Source organism: Paenibacillus sp. V4I3 (assembly GCF_030817215.1).
In the GTDB taxonomy this organism is placed as follows: domain Bacteria; phylum Bacillota; class Bacilli; order Paenibacillales; family NBRC-103111; genus Paenibacillus_E.
The window spans coordinates 2672307-2690373 of the sequence record NZ_JAUSZA010000001.1; the positions used below are offsets into that span (position 1 = coordinate 2672307).

Annotated in this window: 31 protein-coding genes, 1 pseudogene and 1 riboswitch; of the genes and pseudogenes, 26 read left to right on the forward strand and 6 right to left on the reverse strand. The window is 42.5% G+C overall.

Annotated features, from left to right (window positions below; genetic code table 11):
• Positions 1-22: 22 nt before the first annotated feature.
• From QFZ77_RS12265 to QFZ77_RS12275, 3 genes are read left to right on the forward strand one after another with little or no spacing between them, the layout of a single operon-like run.
• On the forward strand, positions 23-1360 hold the full coding sequence (locus tag QFZ77_RS12265; protein ID WP_307439809.1) for a hemolysin family protein: 1338 nt from the start codon (positions 23-25) through the stop codon (positions 1358-1360).
• Between the two features lie 14 nt (positions 1361-1374).
• The gene (gene ytvI, locus QFZ77_RS12270) at positions 1375-2421 is read left to right on the forward strand and encodes a sporulation integral membrane protein YtvI (RefSeq protein ID WP_307439810.1); all 1047 of its coding nucleotides are present in this window, start codon (positions 1375-1377) and stop codon (positions 2419-2421) included.
• A 28-nt stretch (positions 2422-2449) separates the two neighbouring features.
• On the forward strand, positions 2450-3157 hold the full coding sequence (locus QFZ77_RS12275; RefSeq protein WP_307439813.1) for an HAD family hydrolase: 708 nt from the start codon (positions 2450-2452) through the stop codon (positions 3155-3157).
• Between the two features lie 74 nt (positions 3158-3231).
• Here QFZ77_RS12275 and QFZ77_RS12280 read toward each other — a convergent pair whose 3' ends face one another.
• A complete protein-coding gene (locus QFZ77_RS12280; RefSeq protein WP_307439815.1) occupies positions 3232-3924 on the reverse strand; it encodes a C40 family peptidase in 693 nt (230 codons plus the stop codon).
• A 212-nt stretch (positions 3925-4136) separates the two neighbouring features.
• On the opposite strand from QFZ77_RS12280, the gene QFZ77_RS12285 reads away from it, so the two are divergent.
• The 3 genes and pseudogenes from QFZ77_RS12285 to QFZ77_RS12295 all read left to right on the forward strand — a co-directional run.
• A complete protein-coding gene (locus QFZ77_RS12285; protein ID WP_307439817.1) occupies positions 4137-4373 on the forward strand; it encodes a spore coat associated protein CotJA in 237 nt (78 codons plus the stop codon).
• Positions 4370-4636 carry a spore coat protein CotJB gene (locus QFZ77_RS12290; protein WP_307439819.1) on the forward strand — a complete coding sequence of 89 codons (267 nt, stop codon included), beginning with the start codon at positions 4370-4372 and terminating at the stop codon, positions 4634-4636. Before QFZ77_RS12285 ends, QFZ77_RS12290 begins: the two co-directional genes overlap by 4 nt.
• 15 nt (positions 4637-4651) lie before the next feature.
• Positions 4652-4888 (forward strand): annotated as a pseudogene (locus tag QFZ77_RS12295) (manganese catalase family protein); the annotation flags it as partial.
• A gap of 12 nt (positions 4889-4900) precedes the next feature.
• On the opposite strand, the gene QFZ77_RS12300 reads toward QFZ77_RS12295, so the two are convergent.
• From QFZ77_RS12300 to QFZ77_RS12315, 4 genes are all read right to left on the reverse strand, one after another.
• Entirely contained in the window at positions 4901-6493 is a 1593-nt protein-coding gene (locus QFZ77_RS12300) for a recombinase family protein (RefSeq protein WP_307439821.1), read from the reverse strand.
• An 80-nt stretch (positions 6494-6573) separates the two neighbouring features.
• Complete coding sequence (locus QFZ77_RS12305; protein ID WP_307439823.1) at positions 6574-6924, reverse strand: LytTR family DNA-binding domain-containing protein; 351 nt, start codon at positions 6922-6924, stop codon at positions 6574-6576.
• 208 nt (positions 6925-7132) lie between these two features.
• Positions 7133-7214, forward strand: a riboswitch (cyclic di-GMP riboswitch).
• A gap of 97 nt (positions 7215-7311) precedes the next feature.
• On the reverse strand, positions 7312-7536 hold the full coding sequence (locus QFZ77_RS12310) for a helix-turn-helix transcriptional regulator (protein ID WP_307439825.1): 225 nt from the start codon (positions 7534-7536) through the stop codon (positions 7312-7314).
• A 225-nt stretch (positions 7537-7761) separates the two neighbouring features.
• Positions 7762-8148: a helix-turn-helix domain-containing protein gene (locus QFZ77_RS12315; protein WP_307439827.1), complete on the reverse strand. Its 387-nt coding sequence runs from the start codon at positions 8146-8148 to the stop codon at positions 7762-7764.
• Positions 8149-8311: 163 nt separating this feature from the next.
• Between QFZ77_RS12315 and QFZ77_RS12320 the strand changes: the two genes are divergently transcribed.
• The 17 genes from QFZ77_RS12320 (at position 8312) to QFZ77_RS12400 (ending at position 15907) form a co-directional block, all read left to right on the forward strand.
• Positions 8312-8539 (forward strand): helix-turn-helix transcriptional regulator, encoded by a 228-nt coding sequence (locus QFZ77_RS12320; protein ID WP_307439829.1) that lies wholly within the window; start codon positions 8312-8314, stop codon positions 8537-8539.
• A gap of 12 nt (positions 8540-8551) precedes the next feature.
• Positions 8552-9397 (forward strand): BRO family protein, encoded by an 846-nt coding sequence (locus QFZ77_RS12325; protein WP_307439832.1) that lies wholly within the window; start codon positions 8552-8554, stop codon positions 9395-9397.
• Between the two features lie 100 nt (positions 9398-9497).
• The gene (locus QFZ77_RS12330; RefSeq protein ID WP_307439834.1) at positions 9498-9644 is read left to right on the forward strand and encodes a hypothetical protein; all 147 of its coding nucleotides are present in this window, start codon (positions 9498-9500) and stop codon (positions 9642-9644) included.
• A 110-nt stretch (positions 9645-9754) separates the two neighbouring features.
• A complete protein-coding gene (locus QFZ77_RS12335) occupies positions 9755-10072 on the forward strand; it encodes a hypothetical protein (protein WP_307439836.1) in 318 nt (105 codons plus the stop codon).
• A 138-nt stretch (positions 10073-10210) separates the two neighbouring features.
• Positions 10211-10930: a hypothetical protein gene (locus QFZ77_RS12340; RefSeq protein ID WP_307439838.1), complete on the forward strand. Its 720-nt coding sequence runs from the start codon at positions 10211-10213 to the stop codon at positions 10928-10930.
• Positions 10927-11142, forward strand: coding sequence for a hypothetical protein (locus QFZ77_RS12345; protein WP_307439840.1), 216 nt, complete (start codon positions 10927-10929; stop codon positions 11140-11142). The genes QFZ77_RS12340 and QFZ77_RS12345 overlap by 4 nt, the downstream gene beginning before the upstream one ends.
• Entirely contained in the window at positions 11139-11309 is a 171-nt protein-coding gene (locus QFZ77_RS12350; protein WP_307439842.1) for a hypothetical protein, read from the forward strand. Before QFZ77_RS12345 ends, QFZ77_RS12350 begins: the two co-directional genes overlap by 4 nt.
• Positions 11281-11487 (forward strand): hypothetical protein, encoded by a 207-nt coding sequence (locus tag QFZ77_RS12355; protein WP_307439844.1) that lies wholly within the window; start codon positions 11281-11283, stop codon positions 11485-11487. The genes QFZ77_RS12350 and QFZ77_RS12355 overlap by 29 nt, the downstream gene beginning before the upstream one ends.
• Complete coding sequence (locus tag QFZ77_RS12360; RefSeq protein WP_307439845.1) at positions 11471-11629, forward strand: hypothetical protein; 159 nt, start codon at positions 11471-11473, stop codon at positions 11627-11629. Before QFZ77_RS12355 ends, QFZ77_RS12360 begins: the two co-directional genes overlap by 17 nt.
• A gap of 42 nt (positions 11630-11671) precedes the next feature.
• Positions 11672-12544: a YqaJ viral recombinase family nuclease gene (locus QFZ77_RS12365; RefSeq protein WP_307439846.1), complete on the forward strand. Its 873-nt coding sequence runs from the start codon at positions 11672-11674 to the stop codon at positions 12542-12544.
• Positions 12544-13161 carry a 3'-5' exonuclease gene (locus QFZ77_RS12370; protein WP_307439848.1) on the forward strand — a complete coding sequence of 206 codons (618 nt, stop codon included), beginning with the start codon at positions 12544-12546 and terminating at the stop codon, positions 13159-13161. The genes QFZ77_RS12365 and QFZ77_RS12370 overlap by 1 nt, the downstream gene beginning before the upstream one ends.
• A gap of 2 nt (positions 13162-13163) precedes the next feature.
• Positions 13164-14012 carry a recombination protein RecT gene (gene recT, locus QFZ77_RS12375; protein ID WP_307439850.1) on the forward strand — a complete coding sequence of 283 codons (849 nt, stop codon included), beginning with the start codon at positions 13164-13166 and terminating at the stop codon, positions 14010-14012.
• 532 nt (positions 14013-14544) lie between these two features.
• Positions 14545-14805 carry a hypothetical protein gene (locus QFZ77_RS12380; RefSeq protein WP_307439852.1) on the forward strand — a complete coding sequence of 87 codons (261 nt, stop codon included), beginning with the start codon at positions 14545-14547 and terminating at the stop codon, positions 14803-14805.
• Positions 14802-15170, forward strand: a complete 369-nt coding sequence (locus QFZ77_RS12385) for a hypothetical protein (protein ID WP_307439856.1) — start codon at positions 14802-14804, stop codon at positions 15168-15170. Before QFZ77_RS12380 ends, QFZ77_RS12385 begins: the two co-directional genes overlap by 4 nt.
• On the forward strand, positions 15167-15382 hold the full coding sequence (locus QFZ77_RS12390) for a hypothetical protein (RefSeq protein ID WP_307439857.1): 216 nt from the start codon (positions 15167-15169) through the stop codon (positions 15380-15382). The genes QFZ77_RS12385 and QFZ77_RS12390 overlap by 4 nt, the downstream gene beginning before the upstream one ends.
• Entirely contained in the window at positions 15342-15512 is a 171-nt protein-coding gene (locus QFZ77_RS12395) for a hypothetical protein (RefSeq protein ID WP_307439859.1), read from the forward strand. Before QFZ77_RS12390 ends, QFZ77_RS12395 begins: the two co-directional genes overlap by 41 nt.
• The gene (locus QFZ77_RS12400; RefSeq protein WP_307439861.1) at positions 15509-15907 is read left to right on the forward strand and encodes a YopX family protein; all 399 of its coding nucleotides are present in this window, start codon (positions 15509-15511) and stop codon (positions 15905-15907) included. The genes QFZ77_RS12395 and QFZ77_RS12400 overlap by 4 nt, the downstream gene beginning before the upstream one ends.
• Before the next feature lie 19 nt (positions 15908-15926).
• Here the strand turns inward: QFZ77_RS12400 and QFZ77_RS12405 are convergent, their stop codons facing one another.
• Positions 15927-16091 carry a ribbon-helix-helix domain-containing protein gene (locus QFZ77_RS12405; RefSeq protein WP_307439863.1) on the reverse strand — a complete coding sequence of 55 codons (165 nt, stop codon included), beginning with the start codon at positions 16089-16091 and terminating at the stop codon, positions 15927-15929.
• Positions 16092-16217: 126 nt separating this feature from the next.
• On the opposite strand from QFZ77_RS12405, the gene QFZ77_RS12410 reads away from it, so the two are divergent.
• The 3 genes from QFZ77_RS12410 to QFZ77_RS12420 all read left to right on the forward strand — a co-directional run bounded on the left by QFZ77_RS12410 (position 16218) and on the right by QFZ77_RS12420 (position 18047).
• The gene (locus QFZ77_RS12410; RefSeq protein ID WP_307439865.1) at positions 16218-16373 is read left to right on the forward strand and encodes a hypothetical protein; all 156 of its coding nucleotides are present in this window, start codon (positions 16218-16220) and stop codon (positions 16371-16373) included.
• 2 nt (positions 16374-16375) lie between these two features.
• The gene (locus tag QFZ77_RS12415) at positions 16376-17293 is read left to right on the forward strand and encodes a phage replisome organizer N-terminal domain-containing protein (protein WP_307439866.1); all 918 of its coding nucleotides are present in this window, start codon (positions 16376-16378) and stop codon (positions 17291-17293) included.
• A 64-nt stretch (positions 17294-17357) separates the two neighbouring features.
• Positions 17358-18047: an ATP-binding protein gene (locus QFZ77_RS12420; RefSeq protein ID WP_307439868.1), complete on the forward strand. Its 690-nt coding sequence runs from the start codon at positions 17358-17360 to the stop codon at positions 18045-18047.
• Positions 18048-18067 lie beyond the last annotated feature (20 nt).

Here is an 18067-nt window from a genome sequence, read left to right on the forward strand (position 1 = left end):
TATTACTGAAGGAGATATACGCTTGCCACATACTTCGTTTGATTTCGGTTCCATTGTTCTTAACCTGATAGTAGTCATTATATTAGTCCTGCTCAATGGTTTCTTCGTTGCTGCTGAATTTGCGCTTGTGAAGGTTCGACAATCCCGCATTCAACAGTTAGTCAATGAAGGCAGCGGCAAAGCAAAGTATGCCATCAAGGTAACGTCGCAGCTAGATACTTATTTATCAGCAACACAATTGGGGATTACACTTGCCTCTTTGGGACTAGGCTGGGTTGGTGAGCCTGCCATCTCGGAGTTGATCATGGAGCCCCTCTTACATAAACTTCAAGTAGAGACTTCGGTGTATACGACGACCTTGTCTTTCATTGTTTCATTTGGATTTATTACGTTCCTGCACATTGTGCTCGGTGAACTAGCTCCGAAATCGTTCGCGATTCAAAAAGCGGAATTAACCTCGTTATGGCTTTCAGCTCCGCTGTTATTCTTCTACAGGCTGTTTCGCCCGATTATCTGGCTGCTGAATGGTACAGCAAATAAATTTCTATCATGGATTGGTGTAGAACCAGCAAGCGAGCATGAGGCCGCCCATACAGAGGAAGAGATTCGTATCCTGATGGATGAGAGTGTCAAAAGCGGCCATATCGATCAAGATGAAATGGTGCTTTTCGATAATATTTTTGAATTCTCAGAACGTATTGCTCGTGAGGTTATGCTGCCGCGGACGGATATGGATTGTCTATTCCTAGAGCTAAGCTTCATTGATAATTTACGTATGGTCCATGAGACGAAGCATACACGTTACCCTGTAGCTGATCAGGATAAGGACAACATAGTTGGTTTCGTTCACATTGCTGATTTACTGACAGCTGATCCGGATGAAGAGCAGGAAATTAAAAACTTTATTCGTCCAATTCTCAATGTTCCAGAGTCGATGGAAGTCAGTCGTGTATTGAAATTAATGCAGAAAAAACATTCCCAACTTGCTATCGTTATTGATGAATACGGTGGTACTGCAGGACTTCTAGCACTAGGGGACATTCTGGAGGAGATTGTTGGCGAGATGCACGATGAGTTCGATATCGATGAGCGGCCAGGTGTTGAGGTGAAAGATAAGTATACGTCCGTAGACGGCCGTGTCCTGATTGAAGACTTGAACGACATGCTGGATCTGGACATCGATGACGATGATGTGGACTCTATCGGGGGTTGGTTGTTTAAGAAGCTTGAAGGTGCGCCTGTAAAAGGCAAAAGAGTAGCTTTCGGCAACCACGTGTTTGAAGTATCCGAAGTAGATCGACTGCGTATCGTGCGCATTCACATAACGAAAATCAACGCTGTCAGACCTGTAGATGAATAAGCGGAGGAGACCTGATGTCGCCTAAGACAATCATAATCATGGTGCTTGGATTGCTGCTATTGTACGGATTGTTTACCATAGGCTTGCCATTCTTACTCGCGCTCGTGACAGCTATTTTCTTGGACCCTTTAACCGTGCTTCTCATGCGTGCTGCAAGGGTGAACCGATTGATTGCAGCTACGATCATTTGTACCCTCTTTACGCTGCTGACGCTGACCTTATTTTATTTCATTGGGTTAAATGTCGTCACAGAGCTCATTGACCTTGGCCGCAAAGCGCCAAATTATATGGATGAAGTGAATAAGTATATGGATCAAGCTGTCAACCGCACACAATTGTTCTATGATTCCTTGTCACCAGACATGGCGGCTCAAGTGCAAACTTGGCTGGAAAGCAGTACAGAAACCTTAACAGGGGCGTTAACCAATGTATTAAGCGGCATTTCTGGCTTCTTTTTAAATATGGCTGGAAAAATTCCAAATTTATTTATTTTAATGCTCATGTACGTCATTGCTTTATACTTGTTTATGTTTAGTTTACCAAAGCTTAGGATGTCTTTTCTGTCCATGTTCGAAGAGCATTCCAAAGGAAAGATGGAGAACGTGCTGACTTACCTGCGGGAAGCTATCTTTGGCTTCATTCGAGCTCAGCTCATCATGGCCGTATTAACTTATTTGGTCACTTTTATAGGCTTACTGGTCTTACGAGCTGAATATCCGCTAGCCATTTCCTTATTGGTGATGGTTATGGAATTCGTTCCCGTGATTGGTACTGGGCTTGTGTTTATTCCTTGGCTCGTCTATCAACTGCTGATTGGACACACGGGAATGGGTGTGGGATTGTTAATCCTATTCCTTGTTTTGACGATATTCCGCCGCATTGTAGAGCCTAAAGTACTCAGTGATGCTGTTGGAATTAATGCGCTTGCTGCTTTGATCAGTTTGTACGTTGGTTTTGAATTATTAGGAATAACAGGTCTCTTTCTAGGGCCGTTGGTTGTTATTATTTATCAAGCTATGCGTAAAGCTGGCTTGTTGAACTTAAATATTAAGCTGGATTGAGCCGCAGTATATGAACAGGGTGGTAGGAATGAAGTTAATTTTATTTGATTTGGATGATACGCTGTTTGACTTCTCAAGTACGTGGAATGTCGTGATGAAAAAGATGTTTGCGGAACATGAAGTGACAAAGGAGTATGACAACGAGGCGTTCTTTTCTGCATTTCAAAAGAAAAGCGACGAGCTATATTACCTATATGAGCAGCGCATTTGCACTGTTGAAGCGTACCGCAACCGAAGGCTGATCGAAACATTAGCTGACCATCAGTACACGATGTCGGAAGATGAGGCAGAAGCTTTCAACTTACAATACATCCAACTATATGAAAATAGCTTAGCGCCCGATCCTCACGTGTTGGAGCTGCTGCTGAAGCTCAAGGAACGTTATCAGCTAGGAATCATTACGAATGGACCTCACGATATGCAAGAGGGTAAAATAGTGCGTCTAGGTCTGAAGGAATTGTTTCCTCCCGAGCAGGTGTGGATCTCTAATGTCGTTGGAATGGCCAAGCCTGATCCGCGTATTTATCAACTGGCTCTTGATTATTTCAATGTGCTGCCAGAGGACACCTTATTCGTAGGTGACTCCTGGGAAGCGGATGTAGCTGGTCCGCTGCAAATAGGCATGAAGGCAGTTTGGCTCAATAAATATGGTAAAACACCTCCTGCCTCCGACTCCGATAAGAAACCGCTCGCGATCGTTAGTCAGCTTCATGAACTTATTGATTTTCTAAATTAATGCTCCCTCAAATGCTGCTTACTTAAAAAAGTCCCTGCTTCATTGCCAAATGGCAACGCGGCAGGGACTTTTTTTCAATATACGCGCTTGGCTCCTAAATATTTAGGTCCCCAATACGAATTCATCATACTCTGAGGGTAAATGCCAGCTGACCTAGTAGCTGATAAGAACTGCCCATTCCCTAAGTAGAAGCCTACATGGTCTACCACTCCCGGAGCTGCAATTGCAAAGAAAACCAAGTCGCCTGGCTGCAAATTAGGTTGATTTACAGAGATTCCTGAATCAAAAAGGCTTTTAGACGTTGTCCGCACAGCGGGTATCCCATGCTTGTTGAACATGAAGTAGACAAAGCCAGAGCAATCAAAGCCTTGCGGGGTCACACCTCCCCAAAGATAAGGTACCCGAATGTAGTTCATGGCGTCTTCCAACATCACACGTTTGGTTATTGCATGGGCGATGCTGAGCCTAGTTGAGGCATCTACGATACCCGTAGGAGGAAGAAGATAAGCTTTCTGGTAATCTTTCACTGCTTGTGTGGTTATTGTTCCAAAGTAACCGGTTACAGTTGGATATGTAAAAAAACCGAGGAACTTCAAGTTTCTCTGCAGCCCTGTTACAGAGGAACTCGTCATTCCTTGTGTCAAAGTAGTGCTGCTGGTTGTTGAGGTAGCAGTAGCGGCAGAAACAGGAGATAAGGGAAATATGCTGCTTACGGAGGTTGTTACGAATATTGCGGCAGTTGCGAGAAACAGCTTTGGTGTAGTCATCGTAGTTCCCTCCATAGTATATACGTAGATTCTTACAAATCGTCATCTGACAACGATTGATCTCATTGTAGCTGTCAACGATTAACCCATACAATATGGAAATGTTGGAAAACATGTGATTTTGGCCAAGTCATGCCGCATATAACGAGCATATAGGCCACTGTTGCTACGCCTGATTTCATTTACTCCCAAGACAGAAGAGGAGGAGAGATATGCATATGCATTCGCATTCGCAATTTAAAAAATATTTCCCATTTATCGGTCCATTTGATCCTTGTCCACCCATTCGAGTGAAGTTTTACAACACGCCGCCACAATTATATATCCACTTTCAACCACCCGGTTTGCCACAGTTTAGCCCCTATGAAGCACTGAAGAAAGGAACGCTCTGGCCGGCGCTTTACGGCCCTTATGAGTCTAAAGCGGTAGAAGGAGGCCCATTGACATGAGTGAACCCATGTTGCCAGACTTGTATTACAGACAGCTTCACGATCTGCAAGCCGTAGATTTCGTCTTAGTTGAGCTGACGCTGTATTTAGATACTCATCCTGATGACCTGGGTGCCATTCAACAATACAATCAATTCGCACAAAAGAGGAAACAAATTGCCGGGCAATTTGAGATGGAATTTGGCCCTTTGATGCAATACGGTCATAGTTACACAAAACAACCTTGGCAGTGGTGTGAACCTCCATGGCCATGGCAAGTCTGAGAAGGAGGAGAGCGCATGTGGATTTATGAAAAAAAGCTGCAGTATCCGGTCAGAGTCAGTAAATGCGACCCTCGGATGGCAAAACTTCTGCTCGAGCAATATGGTGGCGCTGATGGGGAGCTTGCTGCGGCACTACGATACTTGAATCAACGCTATTCGATCCCAGACAAGGTGGTGGGGCTGCTAACGGACATTGGGACGGAGGAGTTTGCCCATTTAGAAATGATTGCAACGATGGTGTATAAGTACACCATAAGAGGATATCTACAAGTTTCTAAATGTTAGCGTGATATTAAACTCATCTCCGACCTGTGATTTCTCCTTCACATACTCCACTCTGGCAAGTATCGACTTCATAAGTCCGTTCTTCCGCTGCTGATCCGTAGACAGCTTATATTGTTTCAAGGCCCCCTCCATAGAAGGGATAACATCCTTTTGCGTTCTCTCCTTATTCCGAGCATCAGACAATTGAGCCTCAGACTGCTTGATCTTCTCTTGCGTCTCTTGGATACGCTCAGTTAGATTCTTGGACCGCTCAAAGAAAGTTTCCTCATCATATATCTTTCTTTCCAGATAATCGAACAGCGTGCTTTTTTGTGCCTCTAATTGGACAAGCTCATTCCGCAATGTTTGGACGAGATTCTCATGTACTCGAGAGTTGTTGTCATCTTTGGTTTTTCGTTGTCCTATTTTTTTGAATTGCTTTAACATAGCATCCACAGTCTGAATAATACGATCTTCAACAATGTCAAAGTTAGATCCTTTGCAATCGCAGTATCTATTGTTACACAAAATCGAATAACCGGATGTTTTGCGATACTTAGGAAATCCCTTGAGCACCATTGCTCTGCTACACTTACCACAGAAAATTAGTCCGGCCATAGGGTTAACAACTTTGAAAGCTTCTTTAGTTGGGTTGCTTAAATTTTCTTTGAGTTTCGCTGCAGCACGCTGAAATACTTCATCACTAATAATTGCATCGTGTTTGCCATTTACATCGATCCAGTCCTCTTTGTCTTTAGCGATGTATAAATACTTCTTATCTGGCGTGACTGTTTTAACTCTGGCTTGTTTCTTCCACTGAATTCGCCCAATATAAACTTCGTTCCGTAGAATCTGCAGCACCACATTGAAATTCCAAGCAGTAGTCTGACGATATGTAGGGATCCCCATACTTTGTAATCTTCGAGAAATTTTCACTCCACCCATATCAATGAGTTTCCCGTCTTCCTCGATTCCATTTACATACCAATCAAAAATCATTTTAACAACGTCGGCTTGTTCTGGGTTCGGCTCCAGGTATCTTTCGCCACGCTCGTTGTAAGCTAATTTATAGCCGTATGGAGGACGCGTGCCGATATAATTACCCTCAGTCGCAGACGCTTCCCTACCGCGCTGTAATCGTCGTTTGATCGTCTTATACTCGCGGCGACTCATGAACAATCCAAACTCAAAGTATTCTTCATCAAACTCATTGTTTGGATCATAGGTCTTATTAGGCGTGACGATGAGAGTGGAGCTGTGTTTGAACGCTTGAGCTACCATCCCCTGATCGACGGTGTCCCCACGCGCCAAACGTTCCACCTCGACCACTAAGACACCTTTCCATTTGCCTTCCTCTACATCACCAAGAAGTTTCATTACCTCCGGACGATCGGATATGCGGTCCCCTGAGACAATTTCCTGATATATATGTGTGATGTTGATTTTAAGCTTCTTAGCTAAGGCGAGAAGGATTCTTTTGTGTTTAGCCAGTGTTTCCCCTTCGCCATGTGATTCGGCTTCTACATCAGCTCTAGACTTCCTTAAATAGATGCAATATTCGCCATTTGGTAATGTGTTAAATTCTTTTGCCATGATGTACCTCCTAAATAAAAAAGCCCGTTAGGGCTTATTGTAACTTAATATATATCTCTATTAATAGATATTTTATCTGATTAGTATTTGCGTATGCTCTTCAAATACTTAATCACCTTTGATCTGTTATCTCTTGATACATAACAAGAATTAATTTCTTTCTCTCCGGATTTCAAGAAGTATAAGATATTCTGTTTCGGATCGTAATCAGTAATTTGTTTAAAATTTACAATTGTGTTCTGCTCAACTCTTTGGAATAAGCTATCGCTTGTTGCCGCGGCGAGATCCATAACAGTTCGTACCAACTGGTAAGAAGATGAAGCGGTGTGCAGATATATGTAGCGTTTAGCTGATTCGGAATCGATGTAAACAACATCTTCAAAGTCCAAAAAAAACGCTTGTCCTGTGTCTGAAATAACTGGTGCTTGCATTCCGTACCAACTCCGCATTAGGGATTTGCTACAAGTATGTACAAAATCAGTTTAACTTATTAGTATACACCATAAAATTCATGAAAAAACTACCGAATATGTAACGTATTCCGTACTTGTTGGAATGTATTTCCTATGTCATATTTGGTTTACACGATATGTAAATTATTGTCGATTCGTGAACAATATAGGTGGTTACATCAGTTTCATCAGATAATGGCAAACCATTCGAAAGGATGGGACGCAAAGCCACGACCTAAAGCGCAAGCTATGGTAGACGGGTTGCCGGAGGTGGATTATTTTGTGTACCGTTTTTTAGAGGTATGTATGGTATTTCAAAAGAAATATACACCTATAGGTGTAGTCCGCTCTAGGGAGAGTAGAAAACTACTCTAACCTATTGCTATGCTCCCACTCGTAAAGGTCTTCGATATCACAGTTTAGAACCGCGGATATTGATTTGGCTATTTCCAATGACATAATCTTGCGGTTAAAAATGTAATGTGAGATCATTTGAGGTGAGAGGTTCACACGCTTAGCAAGCTCTGCTTGATTAATTCCTGCTTGCTTAATGCGTAGGCGCAATAGGCATTTCCCTGCACGGAAAGCCATAGCCAGCCTCTCTTTTTGTATTCAATTTTAAATGGTAATAACTTCCTTGTACCAAACGCATGTTCTGTATTACAATACAAATACGAACATTTGTTTTGAGGTTCAAAACAACACTAACATTATAATGAGACGAGGATGACTGCATGGATGATGAAACAGGTATATTAGAAATAGCGAATATCTTTGAAGAAATAAGCGATCTTCCATTAGAACTACAAGAAAAAATTAAGTTGTTTTATTCAAAGATCGACGCGCGGAAAAAATACCTTGAGCAATCGCCAGGAAATCCATCTTCTCCTCATTTGTAAGTTCCATATTTTTATAAGTAAGTTTAACCTTTTTAATATCTTCTGGTTTATTCAAATCAATCATATTATGTAATTTTTTATATTCTTCTGAAAAATACATATTGGGGTCATCAGTCCTTCCTACTAAGAAATCGGTCGATACCTCAAAATAATCAGCAATTTTTTTAAGTGTTTCTAAGTCAGGTTCACGAGCTCCATTTTCATAACCTGAATAAGTAGTCCTCGCTATGCCTAGTTTAAGAGCTAGGTTTTTTTGTGTTATCTTTTCTCTTTCCCTCAATTGTTCTATCCGCTTCGCGAACAAAATATCACCACCTTCATTAACTTATTATAGCGACGCAAAACGAATCTTAACTGACATTACTCAAAACTCGTCATTATATTAAAATATGTGTTGACATGACTCAAAACGAGTCATATAATACAAATATAGTCAGTGACGCAAAATGAGTCAGGAGGTGACGCACATGAGGACGTGGCTGACGCAACTACGAGAACTCAAAGGGTTTACACAGTTGGAAGTTGCTAATTTAATAGGAATTTCAAGGAGTCACTATTCTTCAATAGAGACAGGGCATCGCAATGCACCACCAAAAACAGCTAAAAAAATTGCTGATGTTCTCGGGTTTGAATGGACGCTTTTTTTTGAAGAAAAAGGACGCAAAACGAGTCATAAACAAACAAAATCAGCTTAAGGAGATGATCTAATGAATCAACTATCTCAAATCTTTATGTATGAAGGTGCACAAGTGCGCACCGTAGTAATCGATGATCAACCTTGGTTTGTACTTAGAGACTTATGTGATGTTTTGGAAATCAGTCATGCTCCTGCTTTAAAACAAAGGCTTTCGGATGATGTAGTTTCAAACTACCCCATGCCTGACAGTTTAGGGCGCATGCAAGACACCACGATTGTTAACGAGGATGGAATGTATGACGTTATCCTCGAAAGTCGTAAGAAGGAAGCTAGGACATTTAGAAGATGGGTTACTGGTGATGTTCTTCCAACCATCCGTAAAACTGGATCATACAACACTCAACCTCAATATATACTTCCAACCTTTGCAGAAGCTTTAGAAGGATATGCCGCTCAACTAAGAATATCCGAAGCGCTAGACGCTCAAAACAAACAATTAGCTTTAGAGTCTGCCGAGCAGAAACAAAAGCTTAAGGAACAAGAAGCGCCAGTAGCTATCTACAATCTTGCTATCTCAGCTAAAAACGCAATGTCCATGCAAGAAGTTGCTAAAGCACTTGGTACCGGGCGTAATCGCTTATACGACATCTTGCGAGAAGAAGGAATCATTATGAAAGGTTCGACAATGCCTTTCCAAAGATACTTAGATTCCGGTCATTTTAAGGTAACAGAGCGGCCGCGGACCAGTGGCGACACGATTGTAAATGATCCAGCCACACGGGTTTACGCTAAAGGATTTGATTATATTGCCAGGCTGCTACAAAAACGAGCTGCTCAAGAAGAACGAGCAAGGAAACTTGTTGAAGAAGCTGCTGAGCAATCACTTAAATACAATACGGAACCAATTCTTCAATAGATAGTCTCCTCAAGGTTGAGGACACCCACAACATCTGCAATAAAACAATAGGTTAGTCCCACTAAACCACAAGCATACACATAAAGCGGAGGTGATACAGATGCAGGAAATTCGGATTGGCAACACGATCATAAAGATTGATACCTCATATGTAGACACACGCACAGCAGAACAAGCCAAAGTTGATGAAGCAATGCTAACGGATGCAGTATGGGCGCTTTATGACGAACTGGAAGAGGCTGTCTAGCCTTCTCCATGATGGACGAGCCTACCATGTAACGTATTCTACCATAACTATCCAATAGTAATCACTAAAATTCACTATTGTTAACCTAAAGTTTACACAAAGGAGCCAGCATGAACCTACAAATATGGGCTAAAACAGTGCAAGATACGCCATTCACCGACGAAGAGTTAGTTGCTGTCAGAAGATTCGTCACTGATGCACTTGAAAGACCACAATCGACAGAAGAAATAGTGAGGTTGAATTTAGAGTTGCGGCTCATCAACCACATCGGAATTACATCATCAGGAATTATGGTTGATGTCCTTCAGTTGAAGCAAGAAAACGAAAAGCTAAAGCAGCAAATCAGCGAAATGGCTAAGTCATACTACAATCTGGCAATGGAGAATGAAGAGTTACAAAAACGGATTGAGATGGGGGTTATGACATGAACTGCTATTGCTGCTCAAGAAAGGCTACACACCGCATATACGACGATTTAAAGCCGGTATGCACCATTCATCGGGACGAAGCTTTAGAAGAAGAGAATCAGCCAATTTTGGTCATGAGGATAGAGGAGGTAGTGAAGCGTGGAGACGTTGCAAGGACCGCTTAAGGATGTACGCTTCGATATTTACGAACGAGTACAAATTGAAGAAGTAAGTGAGAATATCTTTGCACTTACCAAAACTGAACTTACTCCGCATATAAAGATGTTGATGCGTAAAGATGAAATCCAGTTAGTAGGTTATCTTCAACTGAAGCTGAGCTACAAGGATAGCGGTAGATTTCTTATGCAACATGAGTATCAACATAACATTCCAGTAGAAATCAAGATCCCTGCAAGCAGAGTTACGGACGCTTATTTGCTTGATGCAGATATAGAGAATTTCAATGTTGAGGTAATGGGATCAAGGAACGTGAATGTAACAGGCGTTCTCATTGTATACGAGAAGGAGACAAAAACTATGTCGGACAAAGTGAAGTTGCCTAGAGAGGTAACGGAAGCAATTGACAAAATGAAGTACATGGGCGTTGTGTCGATCATGGCAAATATGGCCCATTGGAGTGAAGAAGACCCTACTACAGAAGAACTCTACACCATTCACGATTACTATCTTAAAAACCCTTACATGATTGCACAAGCCCTAGTTAACGGCTACGAGATAGAAGAGACACCAGAAGATAAGGTGAGGGAGTATTACAATCAACAAAATTCTATTTGTACAGATAGACAACATTCTCCTGCTAATGCAATCAGAAATGTACTTAACTTTCTTGAAATAAAAATCGAGGGGGTAAACGCATGACCAAACAACAAATGCTGGATTACCTTCGCGACCAATCATTCTGGATCAACCAGTTAGCGCAAGAAATCGAAGATGGCGAGGAGATCACATGTGCATGGGCCGTGGATCTGGATTTACCGGAGTATCAAACTGAAGTGGTCACGATCCACGAGCAATTGAAGTTGAACGCTGAGTTACATACTGCAGTAGAGGAGAGGAGAATCGGAGCATGAGCATATATGACCCACAATTCCTCAAGCATTACTTTCGTTCTGAACCAGATGAAGAGTTGAACATGAAGTTGATATTCACCACAAGTAAGTCAGAAGGCGAAATGTTGAAGCTGGAGATTGAAAGGAGAGCAAAAGAGAATGCCAAACTTAGTGAGCGAGTGTTGTAACCGGACAGCGGTTGACGGTATCGATCGAGAGTTTCCTCTTGGCGGCCAAATGTGGTCGATCGCCTACAAAATCAAAGTGTGTGAGTGCTGCGGAAAGCCTTGTGATGAAGTTGAAGAGTGTGAGGTTTGCGGTGTAGTCGGATGCGTAGGAGCGTGTGAGCATGATCAAGCCAGTTAGTTATTATGATCTCGCTAAGGAAGCAAAGGAACGCGGAGACGCAAGAGCCTTTTGGAGAGCAGTTAAGCAACATGCACGAGTGATGAAAAAGAAAAAAGCCGCTGCGCTAACAGTGGCTCCAGAAAACCAACGACTAGGTTAAGTTTCTACTCTAATCATACCACAATCCAAGGAGTTGTTATAGATGCAAGCATTGCGGCTTATATCCACTAAAGAACTTACCCATGACGACTGGTTGGACCATCGACGTACAGGGCTTGGCGGCTCAGACATTGCAGCTATCTGCGGAATGAGCCGCTACAAGTCAGCAATGGAAGTTTACTTGGACAAGCTTGGCGAGATTCCACCTCTTGAAGATAACCCGAAAATGAAAGCAGGACGCATGCTTGAACCGGTTATCGCTGAATGGTTCGCGGAAGAAACGGGAATGAGAGTACAGCGTCAAAACTCCATTTTCCAACATAAGCAATATCCGCACATGTTGGCTAACATCGATAGATGGCTTCCAGGACTAAATGCAGGGCTTGAGATCAAGAACACAGGCGAATATTCCAAGCACGATTGGAGCGGCACACAGGCACCAACGGAATACATTCTACAGTGTAATCATTATATGGCTGTCACCGGAGCTGACAAATGGTTCATATGCGTTCTGATCGGCGGTTGGGATCTTCAATGGAAAGTTATCGAACGGGACGAAGCACTCATTAATAACCTCATAACGATTGAAAATGACTTCTGGCATAATCACATACTCGCAAAAGTTCCTCCGGCTTTCTCTCATCAAGATACCGACTATCTGAAAGAAAGATATAAAGAGTCCTACGCTGATTCTACGTTTGATTTACCTGAAGAAGCCTATCCCATCATGGAAACACTTATCGAGGCTAGAAATGCTAAGGAAGTGGCCAAGCTCGCTGAAGAAACCGCAAAGAACCAGATCAAAGGGATCATGCAGCATAAAGAATTAGCTTATTGGCAAGGCGATTTGAGGTTTACTTGGAAGTCCAATAAAAAAGGAATCCGCTCATTCAGAGTGGTTGGGGGAGAAGAATAATGCAGGGATTAAACTTTACTATTTTTGATTTTGAAACTACTGGACTGGATCCAGAAAAAGATAGAGTCATAGAAATGGCAGCAGTTCGGGTATGTGATGGACATATTGTCAGCGAGTTCAGCACTTTAGTAAAGAACGGTCCTGTTATTCCTAAGATCACGGAGATCACCGGAATTACAAACGAAGAATTGGAGCATGGGATGCCAGAAAGAACGGCGTTTCAAATCCTTAACCGCTACCTAGGAGACAGCATCCTAGTTGCTCATAACGCAGCATTCGACCTTGCCTTTCTCCATCATTCATTAATGCGAAACGCTGACCGGACATTCGATAACTCTTTCTACGACACACTCACTATAAGCCGTGACAGACATTATTACCCTCATAAACTTACTGATATGTGTGATCGTTACGGAATCAAGCTAGAAGGCGCTCACAGAGCTTTGAATGATGTATACGGATGTTGGGATCTACTTAAGAAAATGCATGAAGAAGAACCCGTTGATAAATGGATGAACAAGCTTGGTTACATGTCAAAGTATGGCGCTCCAAAATGGACACCTGAGTATGCAGTAATCTTCCCGACTGAAAATAAATATGAGCCACGGAGCGTGTAACGATGACAACACAAATCGATCAATCAAGCATTTCAAATAAATTATCCAACAAAGCAAATGAAGCCACGGGTCAAGGAAAAACGATAGCTCAGCTATTCGATGATATGAAGCCAGCTATTGCTCAAGCAATCCCCAAACATATGACGCCTGATCGGTTGCTCAGAATCGCTACTACGGCAATTAAGACCACTCCTAAGCTAAAGGCATGCACCGCTGAATCTCTTCTTGCTTCGGTCATGCAGTGCGCTCAGTTAGGACTCGAGCCGGGCGTTCTCGGTCATGCCTACCTGATCCCTTATAACAACAAGAAAAAAGATGCAAATGGTAAAGAATATTGGGTGCAAGAAGCTCAGTTCCAAATTGGCTACAAAGGGTTACTCGACCTTGTGAGACGTACTGGCGAGATCATGAGTATCTCAGCGCATGCGGTCCATAAGAATGACAAATTCGAGGTTGAGTACGGGATCAATGAAAAGCTAAGCCACATACCTGATTTTGAGGGTGATCGGGGTGAGGTAACTAAATATTACGCTTATGCCAAGTTCAAAGATGGCGGCTATTCATTCCTGGTCATGGGTAAGAAGGACATTGAGCGGCATAGGGATATGTACTCTAAAACAGCAAAATTCGGTCCATGGGTTGATCAATTCGACGAAATGGCTAAGAAGACGGTTATCAAAGCACTCGTAAAATACATGCCTATCTCTATAGAGCTTCAAAGCAAAGTGGCCATGGACGAAACCATTAAAACAGAGATCGCTCCAGACATGGGAGAAATCATTGACATCACCGATCACACTAGCGGATATCCGGAGGATTTACAGTCTGAATTAGACAATGCAATTATATGATCACTTTTACACTCAATTCCTGTCCTAAGCCACAGCACAAACGTAACAAACCAACAGCCAAGCAGAGGGGCTCCATTAGCCCTTCTGTAAGGCTCCAGTTAGCCGCTAGATCAAACGGACGATGTGAGCGATGCGGACGAGGTGGAATCGCTCTACAAGCCGCACACACGGTCAGACGTTGGAAGATAGAATCGCGCACGACAGTGAATGAACTCTCTCACCTATGCATTGAGTGCCATACATGGGCTGATACAACGGGAACGGGTAGAGATTGGCTAGAGGCGTTCAGACTGAAACTATTGGAATAGGGTGAGTTCATGCTGAAAATAAGGCAATACCTATGCAGACACGATTTCAAGATCATTGCAAAGCATGGCACATCTAGTCAAAACCTTTGGCAATGCCAAAAATGTAAAGTTTACTGCATTCAACATTGGGGACTTTTTGAGCATTATTTACACAAGACTCCTCATATAGGTGGTTGGGTTTACACAACAAAATGAATATTGAGGATCTTAAGGAGTGAATACCTATGACGGAAGAACAGATACAGAAGTATGAGAAATGGCTAGATGATAATTCGACTTACGATGTAATTTTATCCGCAGAAATATTGTCAGACTTGAAAACCATCCAACAGCAAAAGGATCTACTCGTTGAGGGCTTAAAAGGAATCGAAGTGAAGCTGGCATACCTAAATGCTGATAAGGAAGCTAAGAAAGTAGTAATGATTATGATCGATGAGCTGTTTGCTGCCCTCCAACAAATACAAGGGAAGGATGAAGAACGATGACCAAAGAGGAAATATTGGCGATGCAGCCAGGGCGTGAGATGGATGGAGAAATCGTTAAATTGTTGGGGTTCGAAGTGAATTCTCTCGATGGCATGGGTTACTGGGTATACGTAGGCAACGATCAAGACGCATGCCTGTTCAGACCATCGGAGAATGTTCGGGACGCTTGGCATGTAGTGGAGAAGATGAGGGAACGCATATTCAGTAAACGCCGTGTTTTCCTTGATAACCTTCAAGAACTAACACGATATATCGGCACTATTGACAGGACTGTAGCTTGGCCTGATGTGTTTTGGTTCGTGAATCCAGAGTCAATATGCAAGGCTGCTCTACTCGCTGTAATGGAAGGGAAGGATGAAGAATGATAGACAAACAAAAGCTGATCAAGTGGATCGAAGATAAGAAATATGTGTACACCATGGATGAAGAGTTATTGGAAAGCGAAGAAATAGCACTATGTAAGGGTGCGATGAAGATCCTTAACAGGCTTAGTTGGGAAATTAGTATAGGGGAGTTTGATGTAGAGGAGGTTACACATGAACGAAGTGAAGCGTCTATCAAGCCGTCTGCCGGTTAAACGAATCTCCCGTTGGGAAATGTTCATCGCTAAGCAGAAGATGCGTATACAGGAGTTTAAGGACGTTAACTATCCGGTGGCTTACAGGTACTACAGGAAGTTTATGAGATGGGTGGGTGCGGAGCTATGAGAGAGATTAAGTTTAGATGTTGGGTTGTACGTGATTCAGAAGATGACGAAGAAGTTATTCCATACATGGGGGATATGAGAGAAGTCGAGTCCTATATAAACCCATTTGAAGAACAACGTAAAGGAAACATCATCCTCATGCAATGGACAGGCCTAACAGATCGTAACGGAGTGGACGTGTATGAGGGTGACGTTGTAGCTCTCGATTCAAATGGCGTTGAAAGATATCAACACGGAGTTGTTTGCTACGATTCATGCCAAGCGAAATATAAATCAGTTCCACCTATTACTTACAAAACTAATGCAGGTAATGGTGGATGGACCGGATATGAATTGCGCCATTATTGCGAAGTCATCGGCAACATATACGAGAATCCAGAACTCATAAACTCATAAAAGGACTAGGGGGTAACTGTTACTTACTCCCTTTCTCCAACTGCTCGGCATACTTCTTAAACAAATCTTCAAGCGCCTCATCCACTAGCTTAGATTGTGGGATCCGCGTAATTTCAGAAAGCTTTATAAGAGTCGCTTTATATTCACTATCGACTTTAGTCGCATAAGGCACGCGTTCAGACATATCATGACACCTCCATACAAAGTATAACCGAGGAAGTCTATTAATATAAATACAGACAAGTCTTGTATTGTCATGACAAGTAATGATATAGTAAGTATAGGATTTAATATAAAGGAGGAAGACAACATGCAAACATGCAGCGTGAACACGTTTCAAATTAAAATTCCTGATGAAATCAACCGGAAAATTAAATCCGATGCAGCTCAGACAGGACTCACCAAACATGATTGGATTATGAAGGCGATCATTAAGGTGCTTAACGAAGCCGACAAGGCGGTGTAAATATGGCAGACGTTAGATGGATTAAAATCTACACAGACATGATCAGTAACAAAAAAATCAAGCGGATCCGCAAGCTGCCAGAGGGTAATAACATCGTTTTAATATGGGTGTTTCTCTTAGCGCAAGCAGGGGAATGTAACAAAAGTGGAGCTCTCTATTTAACCGATACAATATCATTTAGACCTGAGGACTTGGCGATTGAATTTGATTTTGAAGTATCCGTTATCAATCTTGCACTCATAACTCTTGAACGGTTCTCTATGATCGAGGTATTCGATGAAATCATTTATATAAAAAATTGGGATGAATATCAGAACATCGAGGGAATGGACAAAATAAGGGAACAAACAAGGCTTAGAAACATTAAATACCGAGAAAAACGCAAACAATTACTACTCAGTGACGTTAGCGTGACGTCACATGACGAAACAGAACTAGAACTAGATTTAGAAATAGATTTAGAAAAAGAATCTCTTCTATCTGCTGCTGCGGAAATTGCATGCACCAAGGAAGATGAACCTATTAATTATTACAACGCTCATAAAAAAGCATTTGGATTCTATTTAAACCCACGACAAAACGAAATATTAGGCGCCTACATCGATCAAGACGGAATGCAGGAAGCAGTAATCATCCGATCCATAGAGAGAGCTGCTGAAAAAATGAGAGGTCCGTATCGATTTGGACTCATTGAAACCATCGTTAAGGGTTATTTATCTGCTGGAGCTAAAACGATAGAGATAGCGCTTGCGCTGGACGAAGAATTCGATAAGGGAGGAATGGAGAATGCTCAGGGCAATAAAGGACACGTTCGATATGAGCAAAATACTGGCATCGGTTCAGGCAATCAAAGAAGAGAAGAAGGTGCAAGTGCTGTCGGATACTACGACCAATACCCAGGTGTTGTCCAGCGGCTCTGAGGGATGTGGAAAATGTGTGGATGGATTCATCCTTGATGGGTGGGTAGCCCGAGAGTGTTCGTGTATGCAGCAAAATAGAATGAATTCCCGGATGCAGAACGCCATGATCCCTGAGGAATTCGATAATGCAGAGTTTCACACTTACCGTACAGTTTCAAAGACTCAGGAAGGCATGCTTAGAAAGATGACCGAGTATTTAGAGAAATTTGATGAATTACGTAGCCAGCGGACTAATAGTTTTGGATTTATATCCGTGTTTGGTGAACAGAAGCTGCGTGAGATCAAGAATCCTGCGGAACGAGTACGCATGAAGACGTTACATAACAATTTCGGATTAGGAAAGACACATCTGCAAATAGCTGCTGCCAAAGAGTTAATCAAGCGTGGTATTCCAGTGGTGTGTATTTCGGATGTGTCTTACATGGACCAGCTATCGAAAGCAAGGGCGTATAACGATGAAGGGGCAGCAGTTAACCGGATGTTAGACTCTGCCATTCATGCTCCTGTACTGGTATGGGACGATATCGGCAAGGCCAAGCCGAGTGAATTCAGATTGGACATGTACTACCAGATCATTGATGAGCGTTACAAAGCAAAGCGGCCAATCATCTTCTCCTCAAACGAGGATGACCAGACATTAACCGAGCGGATCGGGGACGCAGCTTCGAGTAGACTCTTGGGAATGTCCAAAGGCAATTGTTACGCAGTCGAGGGATCTGATTACAGGCTCAAAGGAGCTGCGGCCAATGGGTGAATGGGAATTCGACGCAGAAG